The organism is Rhodopila sp. (assembly GCF_965276935.1).
Classification (GTDB): domain Bacteria; phylum Pseudomonadota; class Alphaproteobacteria; order Acetobacterales; family Acetobacteraceae; genus Rhodopila.
The window spans coordinates 933959-951381 of record NZ_CBDIBS010000003.1; the positions used below are offsets into that span (position 1 = coordinate 933959).

Annotated in this window: 13 protein-coding genes; all 13 read left to right on the forward strand. The window is 65.7% G+C overall.

Translation table 11 applies throughout. The features are described from left to right. Positions 1–230: 230 nt before the first annotated feature. Positions 231–1241, forward strand: coding sequence for a pyruvate dehydrogenase (acetyl-transferring) E1 component subunit alpha (gene pdhA, locus ACQY4S_RS12170; RefSeq protein ID WP_428485468.1), 1011 nt, complete (start codon positions 231–233; stop codon positions 1239–1241). Positions 1242–1244: 3 nt separating this feature from the next. Next, entirely contained in the window at positions 1245–2654 is a 1410-nt protein-coding gene (locus ACQY4S_RS12175) for a pyruvate dehydrogenase complex E1 component subunit beta (protein WP_428485469.1), read from the forward strand. Positions 2655–2669: 15 nt separating this feature from the next. Beyond that, positions 2670–4049, forward strand: coding sequence for a pyruvate dehydrogenase complex dihydrolipoamide acetyltransferase (locus tag ACQY4S_RS12180; protein WP_428485470.1), 1380 nt, complete (start codon positions 2670–2672; stop codon positions 4047–4049). Positions 4050–4480: 431 nt separating this feature from the next. Then, positions 4481–5812: an IS4 family transposase gene (locus ACQY4S_RS12185; protein ID WP_428485471.1), complete on the forward strand. Its 1332-nt coding sequence runs from the start codon at positions 4481–4483 to the stop codon at positions 5810–5812. Between the two features lie 250 nt (positions 5813–6062). Beyond that, the gene (locus tag ACQY4S_RS12190; RefSeq protein WP_428485472.1) at positions 6063–6569 is read left to right on the forward strand and encodes an N-acetyltransferase family protein; all 507 of its coding nucleotides are present in this window, start codon (positions 6063–6065) and stop codon (positions 6567–6569) included. Continuing rightward, positions 6562–7962 (forward strand): dihydrolipoyl dehydrogenase, encoded by a 1401-nt coding sequence (gene lpdA / locus ACQY4S_RS12195; protein WP_428485473.1) that lies wholly within the window; start codon positions 6562–6564, stop codon positions 7960–7962. Before ACQY4S_RS12190 ends, lpdA begins: the two co-directional genes overlap by 8 nt. Positions 7963–8376: 414 nt before the next feature. Further along, a complete protein-coding gene (kdpF, locus tag ACQY4S_RS12200) occupies positions 8377–8466 on the forward strand; it encodes a K(+)-transporting ATPase subunit F (RefSeq protein WP_428485474.1) in 90 nt (29 codons plus the stop codon). A gap of 60 nt (positions 8467–8526) precedes the next feature. Next, positions 8527–10236 carry a potassium-transporting ATPase subunit KdpA gene (kdpA, locus tag ACQY4S_RS12205; RefSeq protein ID WP_428485475.1) on the forward strand — a complete coding sequence of 570 codons (1710 nt, stop codon included), beginning with the start codon at positions 8527–8529 and terminating at the stop codon, positions 10234–10236. A 10-nt stretch (positions 10237–10246) separates the two neighbouring features. Further along, complete coding sequence (gene kdpB, locus ACQY4S_RS12210) at positions 10247–12349, forward strand: potassium-transporting ATPase subunit KdpB (protein ID WP_428485476.1); 2103 nt, start codon at positions 10247–10249, stop codon at positions 12347–12349. A gap of 235 nt (positions 12350–12584) precedes the next feature. Further along, positions 12585–13190 carry a K(+)-transporting ATPase subunit C gene (locus tag ACQY4S_RS12215; RefSeq protein ID WP_428485477.1) on the forward strand — a complete coding sequence of 202 codons (606 nt, stop codon included), beginning with the start codon at positions 12585–12587 and terminating at the stop codon, positions 13188–13190. Positions 13191–13212: 22 nt separating this feature from the next. After that, entirely contained in the window at positions 13213–15969 is a 2757-nt protein-coding gene (locus ACQY4S_RS12220) for a DUF4118 domain-containing protein (RefSeq protein ID WP_428485478.1), read from the forward strand. Positions 15970–15990: 21 nt separating this feature from the next. Further along, entirely contained in the window at positions 15991–16689 is a 699-nt protein-coding gene (locus tag ACQY4S_RS12225) for a response regulator (RefSeq protein WP_428485479.1), read from the forward strand. Positions 16690–16811: 122 nt separating this feature from the next. Further along, positions 16812–17303 carry a PTS sugar transporter subunit IIA gene (locus tag ACQY4S_RS12230; protein ID WP_428485480.1) on the forward strand — a complete coding sequence of 164 codons (492 nt, stop codon included), beginning with the start codon at positions 16812–16814 and terminating at the stop codon, positions 17301–17303. The last annotated feature ends 120 nt before the right edge of the window (positions 17304–17423 follow it).

A 17423-nucleotide genomic window follows, 5' to 3' on the forward strand; every position in this document is an offset into this window, starting at 1 on the left:
CGCGCTTGTCGACACAGCCATTGCGAGCTAGAGCCACCCTTGATCGGCTGGCAGCCGGTAATCGACTGGCAGCAGGGGCTTGATGGCAACTTCTCCGGTATGGCGGCGCTTATCGGTTCGCATTAGGCAAGTGCGACAGGCTTGATCGTCATGCGGCGGCGGCTCACGGATTTCCCGTCGCCGCTCAGATGGTCTAGTTTGTCCGGCAATCGGAACGGGAGGATGTCGCGATGGCACCAGCGGCTGACACGCGGAAACGCGGCAAGGCGAAGCAACCAGCGGTCGATCGCGACGCGCTGCTGACGGCCTATCGCAGCATGCTGCTGATCCGCCGGTTCGAGGAACGCGCCGGCCAGCTTTACGGCATGGGCCTGATCGGCGGCTTCTGTCACCTCTATATTGGCCAGGAAGCCGTCGTCGTCGGCATGCAGATGGCGCTCAGTCAAGGCGACCAGGTGATCACCTCCTACCGCGACCACGGACACATGCTTGCCACTGGCATGGAAGCGCGCGGCGTGATGGCGGAACTGACCGGACGCTCCGGCGGTTATTCCCGCGGCAAGGGCGGCTCGATGCATATGTTCAGCAAGGAGAAGAACTTCTTCGGCGGCCATGGCATCGTCGGCGCGCAGGTCAGCCTGGGCACTGGGCTTGCGCTCAGCAACCTGTATCGCGGCAATGACCGGGTCTCGATCACCTACTTCGGCGAGGGTGCGTCGAACCAGGGCCAGGTGTTCGAAAGCTTTAACCTCGCCGCGCTGATGAAGCTGCCGGTGGTCTATGTAATCGAGAACAACAAGTACGGCATGGGCACCTCGGTGGAGCGCGCCTCCGCCAGCCACGACCTGTCGAAGAACGGCGCACCCTGGAACATCCCCGGCACGCAGGTCGACGGGATGGACGTGCTGGCGGTAAAGGCCGCGGCGGAGCAGGCCGTGGCGTCCTGCCGAACGGGCAACGGGCCGTATCTGCTGGAGGTGAAGACCTATCGCTACCGCGGCCATTCGATGTCCGATCCGGCAAAATACCGCACGCGTGAGGAAGTGCAGATGATGCGCACCCAGCACGACTGCATCGAGAGCGCGCGCAACCGGCTGCAGGCGCTGGGCGTCGAGGAAGCCGCCTTCAAGACCATGGACAACGAGGTGAGGGCCATCATCCAGGACGCCGCGGAGTTCGCCCAGAGCAGCCCGGAGCCGGCGGAAACCGAACTCTACTCCGATGTTCTGCTGGAGAGCTGAGCCATGGCGACGCAGATCCTGATGCCGGCGCTGTCGCCCACCATGACCGAGGGCAAGCTGGCGAAATGGCTGAAGAACGTCGGCGACGAGGTTCACGCCGGCGACGTGATTGCCGAGATCGAGACCGACAAGGCTACCATGGAGGTCGAGGCGGTGGACGAGGGCAAGCTGTCCCGCATCCTGATCGATGAGGGTACCGAGGGCGTTGCGGTCAACACGCCGATCGCGGTGCTGAGCATGAACGGGGAAGATGCCTCGGCCGCCGCTGCCCCGCCGCCGCCGACCACCGCGCCGCCAGCTCCTCCTCCGGCGGCGGCGGCACTGCCGAAGGTCGCCGCCGAGGGCGCCGATCCAGCGGCGATCGCCGAACAGGGCGCCAAGGGCCTGCGCAAGCCAGCGGTCGAGGCGGCGCCGGCGCCGGAGAAGGATTGGGGACCGACCCGGCCGACCACGGTGCGCGAGGCGCTGCGCGACGCCATGGCGCTGGAGATGCGGCGCGACGCCGACGTGTTCCTGCTGGGCGAGGAAGTCGCCCAGTACCAGGGCGCCTACAAGATCAGCCAGGGCCTTTTGGAGGAATTCGGCCCGAAGCGGATCATCGACACGCCGATCACTGAGCATGGCTTCACCGGCATGGCGGTGGGCGCGGCACTCAATGGCCTGCGCCCGATCGTCGAGTTCATGACCTTCAATTTCGCCATGCAGGCGATGGACCAGACGATCAACTCCGCCGCGAAGACGCTGTACATGTCAGGCGGCCAGATGGGCTGCCCGATCGTGTTCCGCGGCCCGAACGGGGCGGCATCGCGCGTCGGCGCCCAGCACTCACAATGCTACGCCAGCTGGTACGCGCACGTGCCGGGGCTGAAGGTGGTGTCGCCGTGGTCCTCGGCGGACGCCAAGGGACTGTTGCGCGCCGCCATCCGCGATCCGAACCCGGTGATCGTGCTGGAGAACGAAATCCTGTATGGCCAGACCTTCGACTGCCCGGTGGACGAGGACTTCATCCTGCCGATCGGCCAGGCGAAGATCGAGCGCGTCGGACAGCAGGTGACGATCGTGGCGTTCAGCATCATGGTCGGCGTGGCGATGAAGGCAGCCGAGACGCTGGCCGAACAAGGCATTGACGCCGAGGTGATCAACCTGCGCAGCCTGCGCCCGCTGGACACCGCGACGATCATTGAAAGCGTCAAGAAGACCAACCGGCTGGTGACGGTGGAGGAAGGCTGGCCATTCGCCGGCATCGGCGCGGAAGTCGCGATGCGGGTGATCGAGCATGCCTTCGACTGGCTGGACGCACCACCGGTGCGGGTGCATGGCGTGGATGTCCCGCTGCCCTACGCCGCGAACCTGGAGAAGCTGGCATTGCCGCAGCCGGCCTGGGTGGTGGACGCGGTGAAGAAGATCGTCTGAGCGGGGAGCCGATACATGGCAAACAACATCCTGATGCCGGCGCTGAGCCCGACGATGACCGAGGGCACGCTGGCGCGCTGGCTGAAGAAGGAAGGCGACAGCATCAAGGCCGGCGACGTGATCGCCGAGATCGAGACCGACAAGGCGACCATGGAGGTCGAGGCGGTCGACGAGGGCATCCTGGGCAAGATCCTGATCCAGGACGGCACCGCGAACGTGGCGGTGAACGCACCGATCGGGGTAATGGTCGAGGCCGGCGAGACGGTGCCCGCTGCGACGCCTGCCGCCGCGCCCGCTCCTGCGCCGGTGGCCGACATGCCGCACCCATCGCATGTAAGCCTGCCGCTGCCTGCGATACCGGCGAACCCGCCGACGCCGCTTGCGTCCGCGCCGCCGGCCACCCCCGTGCCGCCGGCCATTAATGGGCACGACAAGGCAGCCGCCGGTGAACGGGTCTTCGCCTCGCCGCTGGCCAGGCGGATGGCTCGCCTGGCGGCCATCGACCTGCACAGCTTGAAGGGCAGCGGACCGGGCGGGCGGATCGTCCGGGCTGACATCGAGGCGGCGCGGCAGGGTGGCGCGCCAGAGCCGGAGCCACGCGCCGCGCCACCGGCGGCGGCTCCGGCCACGGTTGCCCCGGCGGTCGCCCCGCCTGCCGCGGCGCCGATCGGCAAGGCGGCAACCCCGGCCATTGCCGCACCGCACAAGCTGATCCCGCACACCTCCATGCGAAAGGTCATCGCCCGCCGGCTGACCGAGGCGAAGGCGACGATCCCGCACTTCTACGTCTCGATGGATATCGAGATCGACGCCCTGGTCGACCTGATGAAGCAGTTGAACGCCAAGGCGCCGAAGGAGGGGCCGGGCGCCTATGGCATCACCATCAACGACCTGGTGATCAAGGCCGCCGCGGCAGCCTTGCGGCAGATCCCGACGGTGAACGCGAGCTGGACCGACGACGGCATGGTGTTCTACGACGATGTCGATATCAGCGTCGCGGTCTCCATCCCCGACGGGCTGATCACCCCGATCATCCGCCAGGCGGACCAGAAGGGCCTGGCGACGATCAGCCGGCAGATGAAGGACCTGGCCGAACGCGCCCGCGCCGGCAAGCTGAAGCCGGATGAATTCCAGGGCGGCGGCTTCTCGATCTCCAACATGGGCATGTTCGGCGTGTCGGAGTTCGCCGCGATCATCAACCCGCCGCAGAGCGCGATCCTGGCGGTGTCGGCGGGACAGAAGCGTCCGGTGGTGAAGAACGACGCATTGGCGATCGCGACGGTGATGACCTGCACGCTGTCGGTCGATCACCGTGTGGTGGATGGAGCATTGGGCGCCCGATGGCTACGGGCGTTCAAGCAGGTGGTGGAAGATCCGCTGAGTCTATTGCTGTAGTGGTACGAGTATGGCCCCAACGGATTATCCGCATGCGTCCACTGGGGAGTATGAATGTCACCTGGCTGAGTATCCTCAGCCGTTTGCTGGCGGCACATGAACGTGGCAGAGCAGAGTATCCGCAGCCGTTCGCTGGAGGGGCATGAACGCGCCAGGGCAGAGTGTCCTCACCCGTTCGCTGGCGGGACATGAACGTGGCAGAGCAGAGTATCCGCGGCCGTTCGCTGGAGGGGCATGAACGCGCCAGGGCAGAGTATCCTCAGCAGTTCGCTGGCGGGACATGAACGTGGCCAAGCAGGGCATCCTGGTGGGTCGTCATGGCCGGGCTCGTCCCTACCCGATGCACACATCCTATGAACGACCTTGCTAGGCCCCGTGCGGTATGGGCTTGTCATCTGCCTCAAATCGAGAAGTGCATTGCGGAGCATGGCATGACAGCCAACCCCTCGCTGTTCAGTGATCGTCGTTTGGAAGCGGCTTGGCTGGACATGCAACAGCGGCTGTGCGGGATGGGCCAAAAGCGGGTGCAGGTGCGCGCGCTGGGCGGCGACCGGGCCGGCGAGATGAGGATAAGGCGGTTCCTGCACAACCCCCGCGTGACCCCCGATGAGATGATCGAGGCTGCGCGGACGCACACCGCCGCCTTGGTGGGCGGCCGGCACGTGCTGGCGATCCAGGACACCACCAGCCTGCGCGACGATGGCAAGGACAGCGGCCACTACCTGCATCCGACGATTGCCGTGGACGCCGACGACGGCACCTTGCTGGGCGTCGTCGCGGCCAGCTTCCTGCTGCGCCGGGGCAAGCAGGCGGTGCATTGCAACAAACGAGCGTTCGGCGACAAGGAAAGCGCTCGTTGGCTGGAGGCGACGCAAGAGGCGGCGCGGCTGTCGGCGGCTGGCGCGGCCTGCGTCACCACGGTGGCCGATCGCGAATGCGACCTCTACGAGGCCTTCGCGCTGCGCCCGCCGACGACGGAGTTGCTGATCCGCTGCCACCACAACCGCGTGCTGGCCGACGCGACGCGGCTGTATGCCGCCCCCACCGCGCTGGGCGAACTGGGCGGCAGCGTGGTGCACGTGCCAGCCGCCCCCGGCCGCGCCGAACGCCAGGCCAAGGTGGTGCTGTCTGCCTGCCCGGTCACGCTGCGCCGGCCAAAGCGCAACCGCGCGGCGGAAGCCGCCCGGCTGCCGGCGAAACTGAGCCTGACCTACGTCGAGGCGCGGGAAGTCAATGCACCGCCGCGAGTGAAGCCGCTGCACTGGCGCCTGCTGACAACGCACCCGGTGCAAACCCTGCCAGAGGCGCAACGCATCATCGACTTCTATCGCCGCCGCTGGAGCATCGAGCAGGTGTTCCGGGTCATGAAAACCCAGGGCTTCGACATTGAGGCCGTCGAAATGCAGGACGAAGCGGCCTTCGAGAACCTTGTCGCCACCACCCTGATCGCCGCCGTCAAGGTCATGCAGATGGTGCATGACCGGGACGGAACCGCCGCTCGGCCGCTGACCGACGCTTTCGACCCCGACGATCAACCCGTGTTGCAGGCCGTTTGCACCACCCTCGAAGGCAACACCGCCAAGCAGAAAAACCCGCACCCCCCCGGCTCGCTGGCCTACGCCACCTGGGTATGCGCACGCCTCGGCGGCTGGACCGGCTACTACGGCAAGCCGGGACCCATTGTCATTCATGCCGGCCTCGCCCGTTTTAACGCAATGCTCATGGGATACCACATCGCAAGGCATCAGCCGGGCCATGCTTGACGCAGCAGCCGCCAGATCGTTTCCATGCTGTGTGAATCCGGTAGGCACAAGGCCGGCCATGACGAAATCCGACAGCCCGCGACTGAGGTTGGCAATGGCGCATCGGCATACGCATCTCGCTCAACCCGTCGACGTGCCAGTCATGCCGAATACCATGAGCTCGCAACCGAAGTTGGCAATGGTGCATTGGCACACGCGCCTTGCTCAACGGGTCAACGAGCCGGCGATGACGAAACTCGGCGGTTTATAGATGCGGTTGGAACCAGCGCGTTGGCGCATCCGTCCCGCTCAACCCGCCGATGTGCCGGACATCCGCCGCCTGATCCGATGCCTGGCCGAATATGAACGCCTGCTGCCCGAGGTCACCGCCACCGAAGACGACATCCAGCGCGCGCTGTTCGCCCCGCATCCCCGCGCCCACGTCATCCTGGCGGACATCGACGCCCACCCCGTCGGCATCGCGCTGTTCTACTACACCTTCAGCAGCTTCAAGGCTTCCGCCAACATCTTTCTGGAAGACCTGTTCGTCGAACCCGCGCATCGCGGCACGGGCCTTGGCCTGGCATTAATGCGCCACCTGGCTCACCGTGCGGTCACGGAAAACTGTGGCCGTATGGAATGGCGGGTGCTCGACTGGAACCAGCCTTCCATCGACTTCTATCAGCGTCTCGGCGCGGAGAAAATTCGCGACTGGCACACACGGCAACTCGGCGGCGAGGCACTCCTCGCGCTGGCGCAAGGATCTTCCCATGGCTGAGCAAACCTTCGATCTGATCGTGCTGGGCGGCGGCCCCGGCGGCTATGTCGCCGCGATTCGCGCCGCGCAACTCGGACTGAAGACCGCCGTGGTCGAGCGCGAGCACCTTGGCGGCATCTGCCTGAACTGGGGCTGCATCCCGACCAAGGCGTTGCTGCGTACCAGCGAGATCAACCATCTGCTGCACCATCTTCCCGATTTCGGCTTCGCCGCGGTGGAATCCCATTTCGACCTTGGCAAGGTGGTGAAACGCTCCCGCGCGGTGGCCAAGCAGCTTTCCTCGGGCGTTGGCCATCTGTTGCGCAAGAACAAGATCGCCGTGTTCGACGGTGCCGGCAAGCTGGCCGGCAGCCAGACGATATCGGTGACGAAAGACGGCAAGGACATCGCCAGCCTGAAGGCGCCGCACATCATCCTGGCCACCGGCGCCCGCGCCCGCCAGCTTCCCGGCCTCGAAGCCGACGGCAAGCTGATCTGGAGCTACAAGGAAGCCATGATCCCCAGTGTCTTTCCAAAGACGCTGCTGGTGATCGGCTCCGGCGCGATCGGCATCGAGTTCGCCAGCTTCTACCTCAACATGGGCGCGCAGGTGACGGTGGTGGAGGTCCTGCCGCGCATCCTGCCAGTGGAGGACGAGGAAATTTCCGCCTTCGCGCGAAAGGCCTTCGAGAAGCAGGGAATGAAGATCCTGACCGATGCCACGGTAAAGCGCGTCAGCAAAGCCGCGGACAGCGTGACCGTGACGGTGGAGCTGGCCGGCAGAAGCCAGGACATCACGGTGGATCGGGTGATCTCGGCCGTTGGCATTGTCGGCAATGTGGAAGACATCGGCCTGGAACGCACCGGCGTAAAGGTCGAGCGCGCCCATGTCGTGATCGACGAATACTGCCGCACCGGGGAACCGGGGATCTACGCGATCGGCGACATAACCGGCCCCCCCTGGCTGGCGCACAAGGCCAGCCACGAGGGCGTGATCTGCGTCGAGAAGATCGCCGGACAGAACGACGTCCGCCCGATCGACGTGTTGAACATCCCCGGCTGCACCTACTGCCGGCCGCAGGTGGCCTCGGTCGGGCTGACGGAGGCAAAGGCCAAGGCCGCCGGACATGAAGTCAAGGTCGGGCATTTTCCCTTCATCGGCAACGGCAAGGCGATCGCCATGGGCGAGCCGGAGGGCATGGTCAAGACCGTCTTCGATGCCAACACCGGCGAACTGCTGGGCGCCCACATGATCGGCGCCGAGGTGACCGAGATGATCCAGGGCTATACCATCGCCCGGACTCTGGAGACGACGGAAGTGGAGCTGATGCATACAGTGTTCCCGCATCCGACGGTCAGCGAAACGATGCACGAGTCGGTGCTGGATGCGTTTGGGCGGGCGATACATTACTAAGCAAGAGCAGGGCGCTGCCCCGCACCCGCAAAGGGGCCGACGGCCCCTTTGATCCCGCTAATAAGGCGGTTGGGAGAGAGGGGGCGACACGGTCGTCGCAACCGACACAGTTGCCCCCTCTCCCCCAACCGCCTTGATGGGTTCCAAGGGCGTCAGCCCTTGGCGGGGTGCGGGGCAGCGCCCTGCTCTTGCTTTATATGCGCCCTATATAACGCCCGGCCTCAAGCCGCATGGCTTCTATAGGTCGATGCGCCTACCTCCCATGCCGTCCTGAACGACTCTCCGGCGGACGCTCTCGCCCCCGGTCAAGGAGTATCGGCATGTTCGACCTGGCCTTTGTCGCCACCGGCGCGGCGGTTCTGTTTGTCTGCGTCCTGTACGCCTTCGCCTGCGACCATCTGTAGGAGCGGGCGCATGATCATCGACTACATCCTCGGCGGCACGGTCACCGTGTTCCTCCTGGTCTATCTGGTCTTCGCCCTGATCCGCCCGGAACGTTTCTGAGCCGCTACCGTATGGCCAGCACCCTCGCGTGACCTCCCATCCCCTCGGGAACCAGAACCCATGACAATCAATGGCTGGCTGCAGATCGCGCTGTTCTGCGCCCTGCTCCTTCTGATCACCAAGCCGCTTGGCGGCTACATGACCAGGGTCTTCGCCGGGGAGCGGACACCGCTGTCGCCGGTGATCCGCCCGGTCGAGCGCCTGTTCTACAAACTCGCCGGCCTCGATGAACAGACAGAGCAGCACTGGGTCGCCTACGCCGTCGCCATGCTGGCCTTCAGCTTCGCCGGCTTTCTTTTACTCTATGCCTTGCAGCGCCTGCAGCACCTGCTGCCGCTGAATCCGCAAGACCTCGGCGCGGTCTCGCCCGACCTCGCGTTCAACACCTCCGTCAGTTTCATTACGAACACCAACTGGCAGTCCTACACACCGGAAACCACCCTGAGCTACCTGGTGCAGATGGCCGGCCTGACCGTGCACAACTTCCTGTCCGCCGCCACCGGCATCGCGCTGGCGATGGCGCTGATCCGCGGCTTCACCCGCAGATCGGCCCGCACCGTCGGCAACTTCTGGGTCGATATGACCCGCTGCACAATGTATATACTGTTGCCGGTCTGCGTCGTCGTCGGCCTGGTCATGGTCTGGCAGGGCGTGCCAGACAATCTGTCTGCCTATACAAATGTCACGACACTGGAAGGCGGCAAGCAGCTCATTGCCCAAGGCCCGGTTGCCTCCCAGGAAGTCATCAAGATGTTCGGCACCAACGGCGGCGGCTTCTTCAACGCCAACTCGGCCCACCCGTTCGAGAACCCGACGGCGCTGACCAACCTGATCCAGATGCTGCTGATCTTCTCGATCGGCGCGGCGCTGACCAACGTCTTTGGCCGCATGGTCGGCGACCAGCGCCAGGGCTGGGCGATCTTCGCCGTGATGGGCCTGCTGTTCCTCGCCGGCACCACGGTGCTGTACTCGTCCGAGGCCGCCGGCAACACGCTGTTCGCCCATCTGCCGCTCGACCACGCGGCCGGCAACATGGAAGGCAAGGAGGTGCGCTTCGGCATCCCCAATTCCGCGCTGTTCGCCACGATCACAACAGACGCCTCCTGCGGCGCCGTCACCTCGATGCATGACAGCCTGACGCCGCTGGGCGGCATGGTCCCGATGATCAACATCATGCTGGGCGAGATCATCTTCGGCGGCGTCGGCTCCGGCCTGTATGGCATGCTGCTGTTCGTCATCGTGGCGATGTTCGTCGCCGGCCTGATGGTCGGCCGCACGCCCGAATACCTCGGCAAGAAGCTGGAGGCGAAGGAGGTCAAGATGGCCATGCTGGCGATCCTGATCCTGCCGTTGTCCATGCTCGGCTTCACCGCCCTGGCGGTGGTGATCCAGCCCGGCCTGTCGGCCGTGTCCAACGCCGGGCCGCATGGCTTTTCCGAGGCGCTGTATGCCTATGTCTCGGCCACCGGCAACAACGGCAGCGCCTTCGCCGGCCTGTCCGCCAACACGCCGTTCTGGAACGGCACGCTGGGACTGGCGATGTTCATCGGCCGCTTCCTGATGATCGTGCCGATGCTGGCTATCGCCGGATCGCTCGCCGCCAAGAAGATCGTGCCGACCTCCGCCGGCACCTTTCCGACCAACGGCGGCCTGTTCGTCGGGCTGGTGATCGGCGTGATCCTGATCACCGGCGGCCTGACGTTCCTGCCCGCCATCGCCCTCGGGCCGGCCGTCGAGCAACTCTCGATGCACGCCGGCACCACTTTCTAAGGCATATCCTATGTCAAGCAGAACCAGCGCCCGCGATACCAGGTCCAGCCTGCTGGACCCGTCCATCCTGCTGCCGGCCTTCGGCCAGGCCGCGCGGAAACTCGATCCGCGGATCATGATCCGCAACCCGGTGATGTTCGTCGTGGAAGTCGTCGCCGCGCTGACCACGGTGATCTTCCTGCGCGACCTGCTCACCGGCGGTCCCGATCGGGGCTTTACCCTGCAGATCATCCTGTGGCTGTGGGTCACCGTCCTGTTCGCCAACTTCGCCGAGGCCGTCGCGGAAGGCCGCGGCAAGGCGCAGGCCGCCACCCTGCGGCGCACCCGCACCGAAACCATGGCTCGGCGCATCACCGCGACCGGCACCGAGGACGTCGCCGCCGCCGACCTCAAGCAGGGCGACATCGTCATGGTCGAGGCGGGCGAGCTGATCGCCAGCGACGGCGAGGTGATCGAGGGCATCGCCTCGATCGACGAATCCGCTATCACCGGCGAGTCAGCGCCCGTGATCCGCGAAAGCGGCGGCGACCGTTCGGCGGTCACCGGCGGCACCCGCGTGCTGTCGGACTGGATCAAGGTGCGCATCACCGCCGCCCAGGGCTCCACCTTCCTCGATCGCATGATCGCCCTGGTTGAAGGCGCCGCTCGGCAGAAAACCCCGAATGAGATCGCGCTGAACATCCTTCTCGCCGGCCTGACCATCATCTTCGTCTTCGCCGTGGCCACCATCCCAAGCTTCGCCACCTACGCCGGCGGCTCGGTGTCCGTGGTGATCCTGGTGGCGCTGTTCGTGGCGCTGATCCCGACCACGATCGGCGCGCTGCTTTCAGCCATCGGCATCGCCGGCATGGACCGCCTCGTGCGCTTCAACGTGCTGGCGATGTCCGGGCGCGCGGTAGAGGCCGCCGGCGACGTCGACACCCTGCTGCTGGACAAGACCGGCACCATCACCCTGGGCAACCGCCAAGCCACCGAGTTCCTGCCGCTGGGCGGCGTCAGCCCGGTGGAGCTGGCGGATGCGGCACAGCTCTCGTCCTTGCCGGACGAGACGCCGGAAGGCCGCTCCATCGTCGTCCTGGCAAAGGAGAAATACGATATCCGCGGCCGCGACATGGCGCCGATGGATGCCCACTTCATTGCGTTCTCGGCGCAAACCCGCCTGTCCGGCATTGATTATGAAGGCTCCTCCATTCGCAAGGGCGCGGTGGACGCGGTGCTGAACTGGGTGCGCACAGCTCCGTCGGCACCAGCCAACGGCGGCGTGGCGACCGCGCTGCGTCCGTCGGCGTCCGACCAGGTGGTGAAGGAATTGACGGCGATCGCCGAGAAGGTCGCCAAGGCCGGCGGCACACCCTTGGCTGTCGCCAAGGACGGGCGCCTGCTGGGCGTCATCTACCTGAAGGACATCGTCAAGGGCGGCATCCGCGAGCGCTTCAACGAGCTGCGCAAGATGGGCATCCGCACCGTGATGATCACCGGCGATAACCCTCTCACGGCCGCCGCCATCGCCGCCGAGGCCGGCGTGGACGATTTCCTGGCGCAGGCCACGCCGGAAGCCAAGCTCCAGCTTATTCGCGACGAGCAGGCGCAGGGCAAGCTGGTGGCGATGTGCGGCGACGGCACCAACGACGCCCCTGCCCTGGCCCAGGCCGACGTCGGCGTGGCGATGAACACCGGCACCATGGCGGCGCGCGAGGCCGGCAACATGGTCGATCTGGACAGCGATCCGACCAAGCTGATCGAGATCGTCGAGATCGGCAAGCAGCTTCTGATGACCCGCGGAGCACTGACCACGTTCTCCATCGCCAACGACGTGGCAAAGTACTTCGCCATGATCCCAGCGATGTTCATTGCCTTCTATCCGCAGCTTCAGGCGCTGAACGTCATGCGCCTGGGCAGCCCGCAAAGCGCCATCCTGTCGGCGATCATCTTCAACGCGCTGATCATCGTGGCCCTGATCCCGCTGGCGCTGAAAGGCATCGCCTACCGCCCGGTCGGCGCCGCCGCCCTGCTGCGCCGCAACCTGCTGATCTACGGCCTGGGCGGCATCCTGGTTCCGTTCATCGGCATCAAGCTGATCGACATGGGCGTCCACGCGCTGGGATTGGCATGAGAGGAAGTCAGCTAGGCTGGGGCTCCGCCCCTCGACCCCGCCAAAGGCTGACGCCCTTGGAACCCATTAAGGGGTTGGGCGGAGAGGGGGCTACTCAGCCGTTGCAACCGCCTCGGTCGCCCCCTCTCCGCCCAACCCCTGGACGGGGATCAAAGGGGCATCCGCCCCTTTGCGGGTCCAGGGCAGAGCCCTGGCCTCACTTGCCTCCTCTCATACTACCCAGAAGGTGACGACGATGATCCAGCATATCCGCCCGGCGATCGTGATGATCCTGACGATGACGATCCTGACCGGGCTTGCCTATCCGTTGGCGATGACCGGGCTTGCCCAGGCGATCTTCCCGTTCCAGGCGAATGGCAGCCTGATCCGGCACGACGGCCATGTGGTCGGCTCCGCGCTGATCGGCCAGAACTTCACCGGCGAGACTTGGTTCCACGGCCGGCCGTCCGCCACCACGGACACCGATCCGAACGATGCGAGCAAGACCGTGCCGGCGCCCTATAACGCCGCCAACTCGGGTGGATCTAATCTCGGGCCGACCTCCAAGGCGCTGCTGGACCGGGTGACGGCCGATACGGCCAAGCTTGCCGTGCAGAACCCAGGCACCCCGGTGCCGATGGATCTGGTGACGACCTCGGCCAGCGGGCTCGACCCGGACATCTCGCCGGAAGCGGCGTTTTTCCAGGTGCCACGCATCGCCCGCGCGCGTAACCTGCCGGAGGCGCGGATGCGCGCGCTGGTGCAGGAACACATCAGCGGCCGCGTCGCGGGCCTGATCGGCGAACCGCACGTCAACGTGCTGCAGTTGAACCTCGCGCTGGATGCGCTTGCCAAGACCTGAACGGAGCCCTTAGCTGACACGTATGGGCGAACACTCAGCCACGGATCGTCGCCCATCGCCGGACGCCCTGCTGCGGGAGGCCGGGAAGACCCTGCGGGGTCGCCTGAAGATCTTCCTCGGCGCGGCGCCTGGCGTGGGCAAAACATATGAAATGCTCTCCGCCGCCCAGACCCGGACGCGCGCAGCCTCCGATGCGACCCTCGCCGACGTCGTCATCGGTGTGGTCGAAACCCACGGCAGGGCGGAAACCGAGGCGCTGACCGTGGGGCTGGAGATGGTGCCGCGCCGCACCATCGCCTATCGCGGCCAGACCCTGACCGAGATGGACCTGGACGCCATCCTGGCCCGCCGCCCCCACCTGGTGCTGGTCGATGAGCTGGCCCACAGCAACGCCCCCGGCAGCCGTCATCCCAAGCGCTACATGGACGTCGAGGAACTGCTCTCCGCCGGCGTCGACGTCTACACCACGCTGAACATCCAACACGTCGAGAGCCTGAACGACGTCGTCGCCCGCATCACCCGCATCCGGGTGCGCGAAACCATCCCTGATTCGGTGATCGAGCGGGCGGATGACATCGAGCTGATCGACCTGACGCCGGAGGACCTGATCCAGCGGCTGAAAGACGGCAAGGTCTACGTGCCGGCGCAGGCCGAACGGGCGGTTCGGCACTACTTCGCACCCGGCAACCTGACCGCGCTGCGGGAACTGGCGCTGCGCCGCACCGCCCAACGTGTCGACAACCAGATGGTTGACTACATGCGCAGCCACGCCATCGACGGGCCGTGGCCGGCGGGTGAGCGCGTTCTGGTCTGTATCCAGGGCGGCCAGCGGGCCACCGCCACCGTCCGCCATGCCAAACGCCTGGCGGATCAGTTCCGCGCTCCCTGGAGCGCGATCAGCGTGGAGACAGCCCGCTCCGGCAGGAACCCGGTTGCGGAACAAGGTAGCGTGGTGGAGGCCTTGCGCCTTGCCCAGCAGCTTGGTGGCGAACCGGTGCTGATCCCTGGCCAGGATGTCGTGGACTCGATCATCGACTATGCCCGCGCCAACAATGTGACGCACATCATCATCGGCAAATCCGACCGGCCGCGCTGGCGGCAGATGGTGTCCGGCTCGGTGACACAGCGCATGATCAACCGCGCCGGCGGTATCAACATCCACATCATCGAGGCGCCGGTCGAACGAGCGGGCAGCGCGGTGCCCACCCGTGACGAAAAGCCATCCGCCGACGTTCGGCCTTATATCATCGCCACGGCGGTCGTGGCCCTGACGACGGCGGTCGCGATGGGCCTGCACACGATGGGCATCACCAACGTGGCGCTGGTGTTTCTCACCGCAATCCTGATTGACGCCGTACTGTTCGGCCTGGGTCCCTCGCTGCTTGCCTGCCTCGCCTCGGTGATGGCCTACAACTTCTTTTTCCTGCCGCCGCTGTACACGTTCACCATCGCTGAACCAGAGAACGTCGTCGCGCTGTTCTTCTTCGCGGTGGTCGCACTGGTTGCCTCCAACCTCGCGGCGCGGGTGCGTGGCCAGGCGGTCAGCGCGCGGGTGCGGGCACGCACCACGGACGACCTGTACCAGTTCAGCCGCAAGCTGACCGTGGCGGTGACGCTGGACGATCTGCTCTGGGCCACCGCACACCAGATCGCGCTGATGCTGAAGGTCCGCGTCGTGCTGCTGCTGCCCGAGGCAGACCCCAAGGGAGACGGTGCGAACGGCAGCATCGCGGTGCGCGCCGGCTTTCCGCCGGAGGATGTGCTGGATGACGCCGACCTCGCCGCCGCCAAGTGGAGCTGGGAGAAGAACCACGTCGCCGGCCGCGGCTCCGATACCTTGCCGGGCGCCAAGTGGCTGTTTCTGCCGATGCGCACCGGCCGTGGTCCGCTGGGCGTCGTCGGCATCATTCGCGACGAACCGGGACCGTTGCTGACACCGGACCAGCAGCGGCTGCTGGACAGCCTGGCCGATCAGGCCGCGCTGGCGATCGAGCGGGTGAACCTGGCGCGAGACCTGCACTCAGCCCGCTTGCAGGTGGAGACCGACCGGCTGCGATCGGCGCTGCTGACCTCGATCTCGCACGATCTGCGCACGCCGCTGGCATCGATCCTGGGATCGGCCACCAGCTTACGCTCGCAGCACGTCATGCTCGACACGGAGACACGGGACTCGCTGCTCGGCACCATCATCGAGGAGGCCGACCGGCTGAACCGCTTCATCGGCAACCTGCTGGACATGACCCGGCTGGAGTCGGGCGCGCTGCATCCGCGTGGCGGCCTGAACGTGCTGTCGGACGTGATCGGCGCGGCGCTGCAGCGGGCGGCGAAGATCCTGGCGGACCATCGGATCGAGGTCGACCTGCCGGCTAACCTGCCGATGCTGGCACTCGATATGGTGCTGTTCGAGCAGGTGCTGTTCAACCTGCTCGACAACGCCGCCAAGTATGCGCCAGCGGGCTCGCTGGTCCGGCTTGAAGCCGTGCGAACAGGCGATACCGTCACCTTGCGGATTATTGACGAAGGCGCCGGCATTCCGGCGGCTGACCTGGAGCCGATCTTCGAGAAATTCTATCGCGCCAAAGGACCGGATCGCGGGCGCGCCGGTACTGGCCTGGGGCTTGCCATCTGCCGCGGCTTCGTGGAGGCCATGGGCGGCACGGTCGTGGCCGCGAATCGCTCCGATCGGTCCGGCGCGGTGTTTGCGATCACCTTGCCCGTTCCAACCGGTGCCCCACTGGTCAATCTGCCTTTGCCCGAGGAGACCATTCCCAATGGCTAGCGGCCACACGGCCACCGGCGCATGACCACCGGAACCGGCCCGCTGCGGGTGCTTGTGGTGGACGACGAGCCGGCGATCCGGCGCTTCCTGCGCGCCGGCCTGTCCAGCCAGGGCTACATCGTCTCGGAACTGGAGAACGGCTTGCCGGCGGTCGATGTGGCTCGCCGCAAAGGCACCGACCTGATCGTGCTGGATCTCGGCCTGCCCGACATCGACGGCATCGAGGTCATCCGCCAGGTGCGCGGCGCCGCGTCCGCCATTCCGATCATTGTCCTATCCAGCCGTGACGACGAGGCGGCGAAGGTGGACGCCCTCGACCTGGGTGCGGATGACTATGTCACCAAGCCGTTCGGCATCGATGAACTGCTGGCGCGGATGCGGGCTGCCCAGCGGCATCGTCTGCAGCGCGAGGGCGAGGCGCCGATCTTCCATAGCGGCGATGTCGCCGTTGATCTGGTGCGCCGCATCGTCACCGTGCGCGGCAACGAGGTCAAATTCTCCCCCCGCGAGTATGGTGTGCTGCGCCTGCTGGTGCAGCACGCCGGCAAGGTGCTGACGCACAAGATGATCCTGCGGGACGTCTGGGGAAGCGAAACCGATGTGCAGTATCTGCGTATCTACATCCGTGCCCTGCGCCAGAAGATTGAGCCGGATCCGGAACGGCCGAGCCATATTTTGACGGAAACCGGGGTTGGCTACAGACTGCGTGTTCACGACTAAGGCGTGATCGCCTGAGGCTGACCAGTCAGAAGGTGTGAAGCACGCGATCAAACAAGGCGGTTAGACCATGATCGGACACCGGCGATGATGCACCCTCCAACGATCATGGTCTAAGGCCGCGAATGGACATCGACGATTTCCTCAATGCCAATCGTGTGGTGTTGGGTTTGCGCGCTCGGGACAAGCCGAGCCTGCTGACTGAGGCAGCGCGCATTGCCGCAGGTCAGATGGCCGGTGGTCTGATGAGCAATGGTACCATGGCTGGCGGTTCCGCGACTGGTATTTCACGGGCTACCATCGAAGCCGCGTTGCTGGCGCGCGAGCAGCTTGGCTCCACCGGCCTGGGTGCCGGCTTTGCGCTGCCGCACGCGCGGATTGAAGGATTGAGCCGTTTCCTCGGGGTCTTCATTCGCCTCGCCCGGCCGATCGACTTTGATGCGATCGACGGCAAGCCGGTCGATCTGGTGTTCCTGCTGCTGATCCCAGCGGGAGCGGCAGACCATGTCAGCGCCCTCGCAGCGGTCTCACGGCGATTCCGCGATACTGCCCTGGTGACGCGGATCAGAGAAGTTGCGAATCCCGCAACGGCTTTCGGTTTACTTACAAATCATTAATCTCCATTCCCGCGTATTGTGAGGATGCAGTCTCACGCGACACCTTAGGTAATTGCGGTTTGAGGGGAGACAGATGATGGCAGATGCTTCAATCACCCGGCGTGGGGTGATGATTGGCAC